The sequence below is a fragment of the Bacillus sp. TCT6 genome, from assembly GCF_056033845.1.
The window spans coordinates 4,140,264-4,154,493 of the sequence record NZ_JBVYHX010000001.1 but is presented as its reverse complement, the minus strand read 5'-3'; the positions used below and the strand labels follow the sequence as shown (position 1 = coordinate 4,154,493).

15 protein-coding genes are annotated in these 14,230 nt (G+C 35.5%); 11 read left to right on the top strand and 4 right to left on the bottom strand.

Going from position 1 to position 14,230, the window contains the following annotated elements:
- The first annotated feature begins 2 nt into the window (after positions 1–2).
- Positions 3–1,229 carry an ABC transporter permease gene (locus AC0ONG_RS21200; RefSeq protein WP_001224985.1) on the top strand — a complete coding sequence of 409 codons (1,227 nt, stop codon included), beginning with the start codon at positions 3–5 and terminating at the stop codon, positions 1,227–1,229.
- A gap of 118 nt (positions 1,230–1,347) precedes the next feature.
- Positions 1,348–1,779, top strand: coding sequence for an Rrf2 family transcriptional regulator (locus AC0ONG_RS21195; protein WP_000512998.1), 432 nt, complete (start codon positions 1,348–1,350; stop codon positions 1,777–1,779).
- Positions 1,780–1,838: 59 nt separating this feature from the next.
- Here the strand turns inward: AC0ONG_RS21195 and AC0ONG_RS21190 are convergent, their stop codons facing one another.
- Both AC0ONG_RS21190 and AC0ONG_RS21185 read right to left on the bottom strand, forming a co-directional pair.
- On the bottom strand, positions 1,839–2,504 hold the full coding sequence (locus AC0ONG_RS21190) for an aquaporin (RefSeq protein WP_000913211.1): 666 nt from the start codon (positions 2,502–2,504) through the stop codon (positions 1,839–1,841).
- Positions 2,505–2,647: 143 nt separating this feature from the next.
- Positions 2,648–3,613, bottom strand: a complete 966-nt coding sequence (locus tag AC0ONG_RS21185; RefSeq protein WP_001201632.1) for a DMT family transporter — start codon at positions 3,611–3,613, stop codon at positions 2,648–2,650.
- Between the two features lie 100 nt (positions 3,614–3,713).
- Here AC0ONG_RS21185 and AC0ONG_RS21180 point away from each other — a divergent pair, with 100 nt between their 5' ends.
- Positions 3,714–4,286, top strand: a complete 573-nt coding sequence (locus tag AC0ONG_RS21180; RefSeq protein WP_086397220.1) for a helix-turn-helix domain-containing protein — start codon at positions 3,714–3,716, stop codon at positions 4,284–4,286.
- Between the two features lie 61 nt (positions 4,287–4,347).
- Here the strand turns inward: AC0ONG_RS21180 and AC0ONG_RS21175 are convergent, their stop codons facing one another.
- Complete coding sequence (locus AC0ONG_RS21175) at positions 4,348–4,533, bottom strand: PspC domain-containing protein (RefSeq protein WP_000038411.1); 186 nt, start codon at positions 4,531–4,533, stop codon at positions 4,348–4,350.
- A 183-nt stretch (positions 4,534–4,716) separates the two neighbouring features.
- Between AC0ONG_RS21175 and AC0ONG_RS21170 the strand changes: the two genes are divergently transcribed.
- From AC0ONG_RS21170 to AC0ONG_RS21150, 5 genes are all read left to right on the top strand, one after another.
- Positions 4,717–5,958, top strand: a complete 1,242-nt coding sequence (locus AC0ONG_RS21170) for an amidohydrolase family protein (protein WP_000219575.1) — start codon at positions 4,717–4,719, stop codon at positions 5,956–5,958.
- Between the two features lie 98 nt (positions 5,959–6,056).
- Positions 6,057–7,352: a purine/pyrimidine permease gene (locus tag AC0ONG_RS21165; protein ID WP_086397222.1), complete on the top strand. Its 1,296-nt coding sequence runs from the start codon at positions 6,057–6,059 to the stop codon at positions 7,350–7,352.
- A 165-nt stretch (positions 7,353–7,517) separates the two neighbouring features.
- A complete protein-coding gene (gene gerE, locus AC0ONG_RS21160) occupies positions 7,518–7,742 on the top strand; it encodes a spore germination transcription factor GerE (RefSeq protein WP_000659484.1) in 225 nt (74 codons plus the stop codon).
- 107 nt (positions 7,743–7,849) lie between these two features.
- Entirely contained in the window at positions 7,850–8,512 is a 663-nt protein-coding gene (locus tag AC0ONG_RS21155; RefSeq protein ID WP_002082076.1) for a type 1 glutamine amidotransferase domain-containing protein, read from the top strand.
- 157 nt (positions 8,513–8,669) lie between these two features.
- Positions 8,670–9,308: a TetR/AcrR family transcriptional regulator gene (locus AC0ONG_RS21150; RefSeq protein ID WP_001233010.1), complete on the top strand. Its 639-nt coding sequence runs from the start codon at positions 8,670–8,672 to the stop codon at positions 9,306–9,308.
- 48 nt (positions 9,309–9,356) lie between these two features.
- On the opposite strand, the gene AC0ONG_RS21145 is transcribed toward AC0ONG_RS21150, so the two are convergent.
- Entirely contained in the window at positions 9,357–10,040 is a 684-nt protein-coding gene (locus AC0ONG_RS21145; protein ID WP_136997464.1) for a type 1 glutamine amidotransferase domain-containing protein, read from the bottom strand.
- A 513-nt stretch (positions 10,041–10,553) separates the two neighbouring features.
- On the opposite strand from AC0ONG_RS21145, the gene AC0ONG_RS21140 reads away from it, so the two are divergent.
- The 3 genes from AC0ONG_RS21140 to gerM all read left to right on the top strand — a co-directional run bounded on the left by AC0ONG_RS21140 (position 10,554) and on the right by gerM (position 14,186).
- Complete coding sequence (locus AC0ONG_RS21140; RefSeq protein ID WP_474203942.1) at positions 10,554–11,879, top strand: MFS transporter; 1,326 nt, start codon at positions 10,554–10,556, stop codon at positions 11,877–11,879.
- Between the two features lie 213 nt (positions 11,880–12,092).
- Complete coding sequence (gene racE, locus AC0ONG_RS21135; protein ID WP_000774005.1) at positions 12,093–12,902, top strand: glutamate racemase; 810 nt, start codon at positions 12,093–12,095, stop codon at positions 12,900–12,902.
- A gap of 234 nt (positions 12,903–13,136) precedes the next feature.
- The gene (gene gerM / locus AC0ONG_RS21130) at positions 13,137–14,186 is read left to right on the top strand and encodes a spore germination protein GerM (RefSeq protein WP_001126747.1); all 1,050 of its coding nucleotides are present in this window, start codon (positions 13,137–13,139) and stop codon (positions 14,184–14,186) included.
- Positions 14,187–14,230: the final 44 nt, after the last annotated feature.

The following is a 14,230-nucleotide window of genomic DNA, read 5'->3' as shown; positions in this document are numbered from 1 at the left end:
CGATGCGTAAATTTTCTCACGTATTTTCATTTTATTTTAGGGAAGCGTTTTTATCTAAAAAATCATTAATTACGAGTGCGATTTTATTTTTAGTTGTGTTTGGGATTTTTGCATTTAATCATTTTACTTCAGGCGATGATAAAAATAAGGATAAAGATAAAATTGCAGTTGTAGTAGAGAGTTCCACATATAAAGTACAAAAAGATGAGCTAAATAAGCTATTGCCATCAGCAAAAATAACACTGGGTTCAAAGGATGATTTTGATAAACTGCATAAGCAAGTAGAAGATGGCGATTTAGATGGTCTATTCCATGTGACGGAAAAGGGTGGGGCTCCATCGATTACATATATGTATAATGGATTTCCAAGCCAAGCAACTTCCGCAATTATGGCAGGATATTTAAAGCAACAATATACGATGGTGACGATTGCAAAAAATAATGTTTCACCAGAAATTGCACAGCAATTACAAACAGAAATTCAAGTAAAGCAAGAAGCGATAAAAGATCGTACATCTTCTTTCGGAATTGCCTATTTCTTTACATTTGCTTTATATATGTTTATTGTAGCGTTCGGAAATACAATCGCAATGAATATTGCATCTGAAAAGGCGTCACGTGTAATGGAAGTAATGCTTCCGAAAGTGAAGCCTCTTACGATGATGTATGCGAAAATTTTAGCGGTTGTTTCAACGGCGTTATTGCAACTTGTCATATTGGCGTGTGGTTATCTTATTCCATATTTGTTGGGTTGGGTTGATTTAGAAAGTGCCTCACTATTTGGTATTCCAATTGACTTTACGAAATTAGATGCAAAGGTTATCAGCATGTTTCTTGTTTATTTCATTACGGGATATTTACTATATGCGATGATGTATGCTGCTGCTGGAGCTGTCGTGTCTAAGACGGAGGATTTACAAGCTGTATCTTTCCCGGTAATGATTTTAATTATGGCTGCATTCTTCATTAGTATTAAATCATTAAGTGATCCGAATAGTACTATCGTTGTTGTAAGTTCTTACGTTCCATTTTTTACACCGATGGTTACCTTCTCACGTATTGTAGCTGGTGAAGCAGGTATGCTAGAAATTACGATAACATTAGCGGTCTTATTGGCGACAATTGCGGTATTAAATGCTGTTACAAGCCGCATTTACGTAAACGGCGTAATGAATTACTCAGATAAAGTTAAATTTAAAGATTTAGCGAAATTTATAAAGCGTCAATAATGAGAGAAAAGCATGATTTCCTATTGAAATCATGCTTTTTCTTTATGTATAAATTAAAAATAGTATATAATAATAAGAGTTGTCTTTTAATAGAATGAATAAAAAGGAGGGTGTGCAGATGGGGATTAGTAGTCGTTTTACAGTAGGTGTTCATATGCTGACATTACTTGCGATAGATCGAAACTCTCGCTGTACCTCTGAATGGATTGCCGGTAGTGTGAATACAAATCCAGTTGTGATTCGTCGCATTACAGGAATGTTGAAGAGAGCAGGACTTGTTGATGTACAAGCTGGTAAAGGTGGTACGACACTTGCTCGAGATTTAGAAGAAATTACATTACTTGATGTATATAAAGCAGTGGAAGTTGTAGAAGAAGGACAGCTATTTTCCTTCCATGAAAATCCCAACATTGAATGTCCAGTAGGAGCTAATATTCAATCAGTATTAGAAATTATTTTAATGCAAGCGCAAGAAGCGATGGAAAACGTACTTGCAAATGTAACGGTAGATCAATTAGTTACAAATTTAAAGTCTAAAATGAAAGAATAAAAAAGCGAGCTTCCTCATAATGAGGGCTCGCCTTTTTTTATTCAGAAATATTGAAAATTCTATTTTTCAGTATTTAAAATGAATTTACCTACGATAGCTGCGAAGATACCACCAAGAATTGGTGCTACGATGAATACCCATAGTTGAGAAAGTGCTTCTCCACCAACAAATAAAGCTGGTGCGATACTACGAGCTGGGTTAACAGATGTTCCAGTTAACGGAATTCCTAATAAGTGAATTAAAACTAATGTGAAACCAATTACTAGTCCCGCTAAAGAAGAACTGCCTTTTTTACCTGTTACAGCGACGATAACTAAAATGAATACGAAAGTTAAAATGAACTCAACTAAAAATGCTCCAGATAAACCAAGAGTTCCGAAACCATTTTGTCCTAAATTATCTAAAGGTGTTTTAGCAGATTTTAAAATTGTTACTAACGTTGCAGTTCCTAATAAACCACCTAAAATTTGAGCTAATACATAATAACAAAGTTCCATAGCGTTCATTCGTTTGTTGATGAACATAGCTATTGATACTGCTGGGTTAATGTGACATCCAGAAATTGTTCCGATGCTATATGCCATAGCTACAATAGATAGACCGAAAGCCATAGCGATTCCTAATGTTCCAATTCCTTCAATTCCGCCGCCAGTGACAGCTACTCCAGTTCCGAATAATACAAGTACAAATGTACCAATAAATTCAGCGATTGCTTTTTTTAACATAATTTACCTCCTATTAATGCGCATGAAACGTATTATAACATAAGTTTTAGTATAAACAGCCAATGAAGTACTATTCTGATAAGGCGAAATAGGGGGACAATAAAAAAGGGTATGGTTCATCTCTATAGAACCATACCCTTTTTTTATGCTGATTTTTTCTGTTTAACGACTGGAACAGAACGGTTTAAAATACTATTTGCAACCATTCCTAACATAATAATAATCATTCCAATGAGGGAAAGTCCTCCAGGGAATGAACCATTTAAGAAAATGATTTCGCCAAGCACGGTAAATACCATCGTTCCAGCTTGTGTTGCTTCAACTGCCCCGAGTAAGGCGAGGTTATCTTTTGCTAAGTCAGTAGCAAAGAAAAATGTCATCGTTGCAATAACGCCGGAACATAATGCTAATAAAAGCCCTTGAAGCATTTGGCTGGATGTTGGAATGCCAGTAGTAGAAAATCCATATACACCAAGCAAAATTGTTATAGGAAGACTTCCAATAGCCATTCCTAATACACGTTGGAACGTATCAAGGCGTCCGCCAACAAGTTCCATCATTTTTCGGTTACCGAACGGATATAAGAAAGCGGCTAATACGACAGGTAAAAAACCTGAAATGAACTGAGTCATTGTAATATGGCCTGCTGCAGTTGCTTGCATACAAATTACACCAAGTAAAATAAATAATGCAACATATAAGCTACGAAGTGGAATTTTTCCACGTACAAGTTTCGTACCTGATTTTGTTTCTATTTTCACGAAAAATAGTGGTGATAGTAGTAAACCAGCTAAAATCGTAACTTGCCAAGTTCCAGCAACGAGCCAAGCTGGAGAAAAGACAGCTGCGAAACTTAATAAAGAATAAAAACCAATACCTGCAACGGAACCCCATCCGATCCATGCTAATGGATGTTTTTTTAATTCTTCCCATAATCCCCTAAAGTTTTTGCGAAATAAAACGATAAGGAATAAAATAGGAAGAGCAAATAAAAAACGGAAGGAAGCTGTCCAAGCCCAGCTCGTTCCAGATACATTCATTGCTCTATTAATAATAAAGGTTGCAGAAAAAAAGGCAGATGATAAAAGACCTAATAAAATTGCGCGCATAAAGTATAGCACTCCTTTCGAAAATAAATAATTATGTATAGTATGATATACTTTAATTAAATAAAAGTAAACTATTTTATACTTTAAGGTGGTTTTATATATGAAAGAAAATGAAGATATACAAACGAAAGAAGTCATTCAACAAGTTGGACAGTTATTGAGACAAATTCGAAATGAACAGAAATTAAGTTTAGAAGAATTAGCTCATAAAACAGGAGTAAGTAAATTAACATTAGGAAAAATTGAAAGAGGGGAAACAAATCCGACGCTAGCTGTCATTTGGAAAATAACGAAAGGGTTATCAATTCCTTTATCCAGATTGATGGTTGTTGGAGAACCTGTAGCTGTTGCGCGCTGTGGAGAAGGATTTGCAGTAGATGAAGGACAAGCGTGGCATTTAGAAACGATGTTCCGTTATACGAAAGAAACAGGGATGGAAATGCACCGTGCTTGTTTACGATCAAATAGTATATATGAACCAGAAGCTCATCATGAAGGTGCGATTGAGCTTGTAACGATAATGAAAGGGAAAGTATCGATTCAAGTAGAAAGCGATGTATACGAATTAAATGAGTTTGATTCCATCCAATTTGAAGCGAATAAGAAGCATGTTTATAAAAATGAAGAAGAAGAAGTGGCGGTATTACATTTAACGATGAAATATTCTTCATGAAAAAATCACCTATAGAATTCTATAGGTGATTTGCTCTTCTTAAGTATATGAAATGATACCATTAGTACGAACGTGGCATAAGTAATAAACAAATGAAATAAACTAAAAATCCTGTCCCAAAACATAAAACAGCAATAACCCAAATGATACGAATAAGAGTAGAGCTAATATCAAAATATTCTCCTAAACCACCACATATACCAAATAGCATTTTATCAGTTTCGGATTTACATAACTTTTTTGACATATTCCAATCAACTCCTTTTTATATCAAACTGCATACTTTTATTCTATATGGAAATTTATGAGAAGACTATGGGGTTGTATTACATTTTTTTTTGAGAGACGATCATATTAATTGTCTTAATTTTCAGTGGATATTAAACTTGTAGTTATGAGGTGATTTTTAATAAAGGGTGGGGAAATAGGGATGACAGTATATTGGTTGACTAATGTAATGCTTGAATCAAGGTATACATATGAAGAAGAGAGAATTTCGCGAACAGAAACAGAATTATGTAGTTTACTCATTGAAGATGGACGAATTAAAAAAATTATAGAAGGGGTTGTTCAAGAAGAAGATATAGTAATGCTTGATGCTAAGCACTTATTGATGTTGCCAGCTTTCGAAGAGATGCACATTCACATTGATAAAACATATTATAGTGGCCCCTGGAAAGCTTGTAAGCCAGCAGAAAGTATTTTTACACGTTTTAATGAAGAAGAAAAAATTTTACTAAAGCAATTAGCAACTGCTCAAGATAGAGCGGAAAATATGCTAGAGTTACTACTGCGAAATGGTGCAACGAATATTAGAACGCATTGTAATGTTGATCCGATTATTGGACTTGGTAATTTGGAGGCGACGTTAGCGGCATTAGAAACATATAAAAATCGAGTGTCTAGTAGAATTGTTGCGTTTCCGCAACATGGATTATTGCGCAGTAATTCTGTGCAACTCGTGAAAGATGCGATGCGTATGGGTGCTCATCTAGTCGGAGGAGTAGATCCAGCTACAGTGGATAATGATATTGAAAAATCATTACATACAATTATGGATATCGCAGTAGAATTTAATGCGGATGTTGATATTCATTTACACGATGAGAATAATCTTGGAACGTTTACGATGAAGAGATTGGCAAGTTTAACAGAAGAAGCAGGGTGGCGAGGGCGTGTAACAATTAGTCATGCACTTGGACTTGGTGGTGTTACTGATAAAGAGGCTGAAGAAGTGGCAGAAAGACTCGCAGCTGTAAATATTGATATTACTTCAACAGTACCAATTGGTAAACAAGTAATTCCAATTCCGTTATTAGATAAAAAAGGTGTTAAAGTTTCATTAGGAAATGATAGCATTACAGATCATTGGTCACCGTTTGGAACAGGTGATATGCTTCAAAAGGCAAATCGATTAGCAGAGCGTTTTGGATGGAGTGACGAAAGGTCTTTAGGAAAAGCAATTCGCTTTATTACGGGAGGAAAAGAAACGTTAAATAATGAAGGGAAGCGGGTATGGCCGAATGTAGGGGATGAAGCGAGCTTTGTTTTGACAAATGCGACATGCACTGCTGAAGCGGTAGCACGCCAAACAGAAAAAAGTTTAGTTGTGTATAAAGGAAATATTGTTGTTGGAAGCTTAAATGAGCTGGAATTAAATAATCTTGTGTAGAAGAATCGTTTAAATACCTTGGGGAGGGTTCTAATTGTGAATATAGAACTCTTCTTTTTTATTCTTACAATATATTTTTTATAGGAAAGCTAGAAGGGATGGACATTTTGGACAATCAACATAACCAAAATCATATTATGGGAACTTTGCAATGGTTTATATTTCTATTAGCAAATTCAATCGCACTACCAATTGTCGTTGGTGGATTATTTCATCTTACGACGGAAGAAATATTTTATTTAATGCAGCGTACGTTTTTTGTAGTTGGTATATCTTCTTTCTTACAAGGATGGATTGGGCATAGACTTCCAATTGCGGATGGACCAGCTGGATCTTGGGTTGGTGTATTTACAGTACTTGCTTATGCAACTGCCGGACAAGATCAATTGCATAGTACACTGCAAATTTTAGAGTTAGGAATGATAATCTCCGGTGTTATTTTAATAGGATTAGGAGTAACTGGTTTTATAGGACGTATTTTATTTTTATTTACGCCAGTTGTGACAGGGACGTTTTTACTTTTATTATGTTTACAATTAAGTGGTGTATTTTTAAAAGGAATGCTAGGAATTACAGCTACTATTTCTCAAATCGATGGATTTACAGCGATAATTGCGTTTAGTATATTTTTGTTCGTTATTATACTGTCTAATTTTGGAAGAGGTTTTATCAAAAGTTATGCAGTTTTAATAGGATTAATTAGCGGGTGGATTATTTTTCTCATTGCAGGAAAAGTGACGGTTCCATCTCAAGTAACTCATTTTGTACAACTTCCACAAATGTTTGCTTGGGGACTTCCAAAATGGAATACTGGTATGGCAGTATCCAGTTTCGTTATGGTATGTATTTTAGTTTCAAATACAGTGGCAGCTATTATAGCGATTAATCAAGCTACCATTCATAAAGCAACTATTGAACAAAAACAGTTGAAGGATGGTACGTGGGTTGGAGGGATTTCGCATATCATTTCCTCCGTATTTTCAACTGTAGGTATCGTTCCGTTACCAGCAACGGCAGGATTTATACGCTTAACAAAACAAAAATATATACGATCGTTCTTAATGGCATGTGCGTTACTAGTCGTAATGTCTCTTTTTCCAAGTATTATTCGTTACTTAGCATCTTTACCATCGGCTGTCGCATCGGCTGTTTTAATGGCTTCGTTCGTACAATTAATTGGAATTGGATTTAATAATATAAAACAAGTGCCGATGAGTGAAAGGAATGTAACGATTTTAGGAGTGGCAGTATTATTTGGAAGTGGCGTTATGTTTTTACCGTCTGGAGCACTCCAATCCTTGCCGTCTGTTATGCAATATATATTCGGTAATGGTTTATTTGTAGGTACGGTTGTAAGTATATTGCTAGAACAAATATGGCGCGTTGGAAAGTAAGTGGATAAAAAGAGTGTACGCAATGTATAAAAGTCTAAAATAACATGGGAAATAAAGCCCATTTTTATTCACCACCTGCACATTTCGTTCATACAATATCTTGACTAAATAAACACCCAACTTACACATACACAGCTCTGGCTTAAGCAAGGAGGGTTATACCAGTTGAAGGAAAAAGCGTATCAATCTAAACCTTTACTCACAAAGAGAGAAAGAGAAGTATTTGAATTACTGGTTCAAGATAAAACAACGAAGGAAATTGCAGGTGAACTTTTTATAAGTGAAAAGACAGTTCGTAACCACATCTCAAACGCAATGCAAAAGCTAGGGGTTAAAGGACGTTCACAAGCAGTTGTTGAGCTTCTTCGTATGGGAGAGCTCGAACTATAAGAAAGCAGCCGACTTTTATATAAAGAGTCGGCTATTTTTCTGTTTGTTTCACTTGCTATATGAATGATAAGAAGATTACATACATAAATAGGTAATAAGGAGGGGATATGTTGAAAAGGATACTGTTAGTTTCAACAAGTGCTCATGATATGAATGGACACCCGACTGGTTTGTGGCTTGAAGAGCTTGCAGCTCCTTATCATTTATTTAAAAAGGCTAAGTTTGATGTTGATATTGTGTCGATAAAAGGCGGAAGAGTACCTATAGATAGAGTGTCTATTCCGAATGGTATACCTCGCGAATTCAAGCACGTTGCGTCTTTATTGCAAAATACGAGACCGATTTCAAATGTTCATTTTTCGGACTATGATGCGGTTTTATTTGGTGGTGGGCACGGGGCGATTGTAGATTTTCCAGGTAATCCATATGTAGCAAATTTGATTGAGAATATGTATAACAATAACCGGATTGTAGCGGCTGTTTGTCACGGAGTAAGCTCCTTAGTCGGTGTGAAAAATAAGGATGGCTCGTTTTTTGTTGCCGGTAAGCGTATAACGGGTTACACAAACGATGAAGAAAAAGCTGTACATTTAGAAAAGCGCGTTCCGTTTTTGTTAGAAAGTAAGTTGAAAGAAGAAGGAGCTTTGTTTTATATAGCCCCCAATTTTACGTCGCATGTGGTAGTAGATGGACATTTAATTACAGGACAAAACCCGCAGTCTAGTGTGGAAATGGGTAAGGCTATAAAAAGGGCTGTAAATAAATTATAGAAAAGGTGCTCGCTACTCATAAAGGTAGCGGGCATTTTTTCTATAGTGTAAATGAACCCTTAAACTAAAAAGATGTATTGAGTATAGTGACTTCATTTATAATTAATCGTGAATTTGCTATACTATTTTGTATGGACAAAAGGGGAGGCTCTTTTAAATGAGAAAAGTCGCATGTGCAAATACTTATATTAATAAAATCAAGCCCGTTATTAGAAAGGCGAGTTTTAGCCAATTGAAAATAGATGAAATTGCGAAATATATGGATATCAGTAAAGCTACTTTATATAAACGTTTTTCTTCGAAAGATGAAATTATTGAGGCGGTAGTAGAGGATTTCATGAACTATCTACTCGAAGGTGATGCGGATAATCAAGATGAAAGTATGTCATTTACAGAACGGTTCCAAAAGACATTTATCCATTCTTTAAAATGTGTGACATATATTTCGGATGTTTTTTTGCAAGATTTGAAAGAAGCATATCCGCATTTGTCGGATCAATTAGTCGCTGCACAACAAAATCGTAATCATAATTTGCAAATGTTTTTTGAAGCGGGTATGGAACAAGGCTACTTTAATAAGATGAACGCACAATTATTTATGGTGCAAGATGATGTGATGTTAAGACGTATTATAGATCATTCTTTTTGTATTCAGTACGATATTACGTTAAAGAAAGCGATACTTGATTTTTATCAATTGAAGAAGTATCAACTTTTTAAACCAGAGTATATAGATGCAATTGATGATTCGGAAATTGAAAAAGAAGTTATTGCTATTTTGCAAATGATTTCGTAAAAAAGCAGATCTCCCTTAATAGAGGGAAATCTGCTTTTTTAGTACATATTATTTTTGCAACTGTTTTAATACTAATTCGGCTACTGGACCACCTGAAGCTGGGTTTTGACCAGTGATAACACGATTATCTTCTAAAGCATAAGCTTCCCACGGTTGCGCGGCTTTTTCGTAAAGCCCTCCATTTTTAATGAGTTCATCTTCTGTTAAAAATGGAACGAATTGATCTAATTCAGCTAATTTTTCTTCTTCATTTGAAAAGCCTGTTACCTTCTTACCACTAATTAAACGATCCCCATTACTTAATGTAATATGAAATAAACCAGCAGCTCCATGACAAACGGAAGAAACAATTCCGCCGTTTTCATAAATGTTGCGGCAAATATTTTGAAGTTGTTTATTTTCTGGGAAGTCCCAAATAACCCCGTGACCACCTGCGTAATAAATAACAGCGTAGTCTTCTGGATTCACTTCACTCGGTTTCATTGTAGAACCGAGGCGATTCATAAACTCTTTCTTTTGATACCATTCCCAATCGATGCTCTCCGCCATTGCTAAACTATGTGGATCAATTGGTGTATAACCGCCTTGTGGGCTGACATAATCGACTTCGTAACCCGCTTCTTCTACTTTTTTTACGAAATGTACAGCTTCACCAAGCCAAAGTCCGGTAGCCCTATTTAAATTTGGATATTTTTCTACACTTGTTAATACAACTAACATTTTTTTCTTCATCATAATCCTCCTATAATGTCTCTTCTATATAAAAGTTCTGTATTCGTTTCGTTTTATTAAGTTAAAAAATGCAAATTTGAATAATCATGCCAGTCCTTCTCATATCGGATTCGAAATTAGTGTATAATAAATTTTGAACAAAGTAAACTAAAAAGGCTAAATTAGTTTAGTTTGTATATTTTTCGTTGACAAACTGTAATGCTGAAACTATGATAGTTCCATGAATATCGAACAACATTCTTGTTTCGTGTCGAATTCAATTTACCCCGCTATTTTCCGGGCAGTAAGACCCCCACCTCAAAATTCAGCGGAAGCAAAGAAGTTAGGTGGGGGATCAACTGCCCGTAAAAGTCCGATTGATGAGGGCTGGTTAAAGTTTCACTTTATCGCGCGATAAGGTAGTACCTTTTATACATTTAATGAAGTTGTTTAGTGGTGATACAACATTTAAATAACTTCATTTTTCATCTATAGTTTGACAGTTTTAAAATTGCAATCAGGAGAGTGTTACACATGGGGAAAGATATAAGTAACCATTCGAAATGGTTTGTTTTTACATTATGTTTTATTGTTTTGTTAGGACCGATGAACGCTGTGTTATTTAATGTAGCGCTAGAGGATATTGCCAATGATTTATCAATTAGTCAATCGAAAGTAAGTTGGGTTGTAGTGGGGTATTCTTTAGTTGTCGGTATTGGTTCGATGATATATGGAAAACTGGCTGATCGTTACAGTGTAAAAAGGCTATTGATTATTTCTATTATCATATTTGTAGCTGGTTCTATTGTTGGGTTTGTGAATCAATCTTATGAGATTATCATTTTCGCAAGGTTAGTGCAGGCGAGCGGGGGAGCAGCGTTTATTGCGCTCAGTATGATTGCGGTGGCAAAATTAGTTGCTCCAGCTAAAAAACCGGGTGCGTTAGCAATGATTAGTTCTTCTATTGCATTAGCGGTTGGTATTGGACCTTTAGTTGGTGGGGCAATTACAAATACGTTAGGGTGGCCGTATTTATTTTTATTTATGGTTATTTCAATGATTGGTATTTTCTTGCTCGTAAAATTTATGCCAGAAGAGGCGCAACATACCGATGAAGTGTTTCGCTTTGATTTCATTGGAGCAGTTTTATTATTTGTATTGATTACGACCATTTTATTAGGAGTGAATATTAATAGTTGGCTTTTTGTGTTATCTGTTGCTTTCCTATTTTTATTCAGGGCTCATATGAAGAGAACAGAGTCGCCGTTTATTGATATTGAGTTGTTTACAAATAAACCATTACTTCGTTTAATAGCGGTCGGATTTATCATTAATGTGGCGTTATGTGCTAGTTTATTATTATTACCATTACTGTTAGGAAGAGGACACGGATTGTCTCCATTCGTTATTGGAATTGTATTGTTTGTTGCATCTCTCTTTGGTATTGTATCTAGTGTTATTACCGGAAAGATTATTCCTTCGTTTGGGAATGTGAGGATGATGTATGTAGCGTCTGTAGTTATGATCATGGGCTTTTTAATTTTAGGGATTATTCCGAATGGGAACTTACTCTTTATTTTATTTGCGGTTATTTTAACATTTATGAGTTATTCGGCAATTCAAGTATCATTAAACACATTTATACCCAAAACATTAAATCCAGCTAAAGTTGGAGTTGGTCTTGGTTTATATAATTTAATTAACTTTTTCGGTATGGCATTTGGACCAGCTGTAGCGAGCAAAATTATGGAATCTACAAATAGTTATCGATTGAATTTTATTTTGCTCGTCATTTTAATTTCTGCTCATTTCTTCTTATTAATGGGAATGCCTTCTTTTCAAAAAAAGATGGAGCAATGAGTATGCACCTTATATAGAAGAAACCGACTTTCTTATAGAAGGTCGGTTATTTTTCTGTCTTGCAAATTACGAAAAAAAGGAGCAAAATAAAAAAGGTCCTAGTCTATACATGGGCAAATGAAAATTTTCATACAGAAGCATTTGAAGTGAGCGAACTTAAAGTGTGTAAAATATAATGATAAACATAAAAGATGATGAATGAGAAAACGGGTGATGAAGTTGAATAGAGCAATCGGTGTTATCGATTCAGGAGTTGGCGGTTTAACAGTAGCGAAGGAATTAATTCGTCAGTTGCCGAAAGAGCGTATCATATATTTAGGAGATACAGCACGTTGTCCTTATGGTCCACGTTCTCGAGAAGAAGTGCGTCAATTTACGTGGGAAATGACGGAGCATTTACTAGATTTAAATATTAAAATGTTAGTTATTGCGTGTAATACAGCAACTGCAGTTGTATTAGAAGAGATGCAAAAACAATTACCAATTCCAGTAGTAGGAGTTATTCACCCAGGATCACGTACAGCTTTAAAAGTGACAAACACGTATCATGTTGGGATTATTGGAACGATTGGAACCGTGAAAAGTGGTGCATACGAAGAGGCGTTAAAGTCTATTAATAACCGTGTTATGGTAGAAAGTTTAGCTTGTCCACCTTTCGTTGAACTTGTAGAGAGTGGGAATTTCGAAAGTGAAATGGCGTACGAAGTTGTAAGAGAAACGCTGCAACCACTGAAAAGTACCGATATTGATACCCTTATATTAGGGTGTACACATTATCCGATTTTAGGACCTGTTATTAAAAAAGTAATGGGAGATAAAGTACAACTAATTAGTTCTGGTGATGAAACAGCACGTGAAGTAAGTACAATCTTATATCATAGTAAAATGTTGAATGAAGGAGAAGAACAAAGCGATCATCTCTTCTTAACAACAGGAAAAATAGGCTTGTTTAAAGAAATTGCATCAAAATGGTTCGGTCAACCGATTGAAAATGTGAAGCATATTCATTTAGAAAAAGAATAATAGTAGAATTCATATAAGTAAGCTCCTGAGAAATCAGGAGTTTTTGTTTATCCCGCTATTTTCCGGGCAGTAAGACCCCCACCTCAAAATTCAGCGGAAGAAAAGAAGTTATGTGGGGGATGAACAAAACTCCCACTGATTAAAGTTTCACTATATAAGAGGCACAGCTTGTTCTAAAATGTGAAACGGCTCGTATACATAATAGTACAAACTTAGATTTTAGGGGGGAATGGCATGCCTAAATCCACTTTTAAATGGGTTGTTGGTGCTACTGTGAGCGCTGTTTTACTAACAGGGTGTGGCTTTATAAATCAGGAGAAAGCAACTGAACAAATTGATCCGCCAAAACAAGTTACGTATACAGAGGGTGGGAAGAAAGAAGTAGCTAAAAAAGATAAGCAAGGGCAAATGGTAAATAGAGAACTATACCTTGTTGATAAAAATGGTTATGTTGTACCACAAACATTAGCTATACCTACTCCGAAAGCAAATGAGACTGTGAAGCAAACGTTAGAATACCTTGTGAAAGATGGACCAGTAACGAATTTATTACCGAATGGGTTTCGTGCAGTCATTCCGGCGAATACAACGATGACCTTAGATTTGAAAAAGGACGGGACGGCAGTTATTGATTTCTCTAAAGAAATGAAAAACTATGCGAAAGAAGAAGAGCGGCAAATCGTTGAATCTATAGCGTGGACGTTGACGCAATTTACAGAGATAAAACAAGTGCAGTTCCAAATAAATGGTGAGAAATTGGCAAAGATGCCTGTTGGTGGTACACCGCTTGGTGAAGGAGTGAGTCGTGCAAATGGTATTAACTTCGATGATGAACAAGTAGCAGATGTAACAAATACAAAACCAGTCACACTGTATTTTATGGCGCAAAATAATAATAAACAGCAATATTACGTACCAGTAACGCGCCGCGTTGCTGAAGGAAAAGAAAATGATTATGCAGCAATTATAGATGAGCTTGTAAAAGGTCCGATTCATCAATCGCTCCTGAATGATTTTAATCCAGGCGTTAAGCTTATTACGAATCCGAAATTACAAGACGGAAATCTTACATTAAACTTTAATGAAAATATATTTGTAAACCCAGATAAAAATATGATTTCAAATTACGTATTGAAGTCGTTAGTTTTATCTTTAACAGAAAAGAAAGGTGTGAAAAATGTTTCTATTGAAGTGAATGGAAAAGCAAATCTTATAGATGAAAAGGGCGGAAAGTTAATAAAACCTGTAGATCGTCCAGAAAACGTGAATACAGGTAGTTTTTAATCTTGAATAATTTGATATACTTAAGTAAGAAAGGAGAATTGCTT

Bases quoted from the DNA above. Each gene is read 5' to 3' on its own strand.
- AC0ONG_RS21200 (WP_001224985.1), top strand. From the start codon at position 3: ATGCGTAAATTTTCTCACGTATTTTCATTTTATTTTAGGGAAGCGTTT.
- AC0ONG_RS21195 (WP_000512998.1), top strand. From the start codon at position 1,348: ATGGGGATTAGTAGTCGTTTTACAGTAGGTGTTCATATGCTGACATTA.
- AC0ONG_RS21190 (WP_000913211.1), bottom strand. From the start codon at position 2,504: ATGTTAAAAAAAGCAATCGCTGAATTTATTGGTACATTTGTACTTGTA.
- AC0ONG_RS21185 (WP_001201632.1), bottom strand. From the start codon at position 3,613: ATGCGCGCAATTTTATTAGGTCTTTTATCATCTGCCTTTTTTTCTGCA.
- AC0ONG_RS21180 (WP_086397220.1), top strand. From the start codon at position 3,714: ATGAAAGAAAATGAAGATATACAAACGAAAGAAGTCATTCAACAAGTT.
- AC0ONG_RS21175 (WP_000038411.1), bottom strand. From the start codon at position 4,533: ATGTCAAAAAAGTTATGTAAATCCGAAACTGATAAAATGCTATTTGGT.
- AC0ONG_RS21170 (WP_000219575.1), top strand. From the start codon at position 4,717: ATGACAGTATATTGGTTGACTAATGTAATGCTTGAATCAAGGTATACA.
- AC0ONG_RS21165 (WP_086397222.1), top strand. From the start codon at position 6,057: ATGGACATTTTGGACAATCAACATAACCAAAATCATATTATGGGAACT.
- AC0ONG_RS21155 (WP_002082076.1), top strand. From the start codon at position 7,850: ATGTTGAAAAGGATACTGTTAGTTTCAACAAGTGCTCATGATATGAAT.
- AC0ONG_RS21150 (WP_001233010.1), top strand. From the start codon at position 8,670: ATGAGAAAAGTCGCATGTGCAAATACTTATATTAATAAAATCAAGCCC.
- AC0ONG_RS21145 (WP_136997464.1), bottom strand. From the start codon at position 10,040: ATGAAGAAAAAAATGTTAGTTGTATTAACAAGTGTAGAAAAATATCCA.
- AC0ONG_RS21140 (WP_474203942.1), top strand. From the start codon at position 10,554: ATGGGGAAAGATATAAGTAACCATTCGAAATGGTTTGTTTTTACATTA.
- racE (WP_000774005.1), top strand. From the start codon at position 12,093: ATGAAGTTGAATAGAGCAATCGGTGTTATCGATTCAGGAGTTGGCGGT.
- gerM (WP_001126747.1), top strand. From the start codon at position 13,137: ATGCCTAAATCCACTTTTAAATGGGTTGTTGGTGCTACTGTGAGCGCT.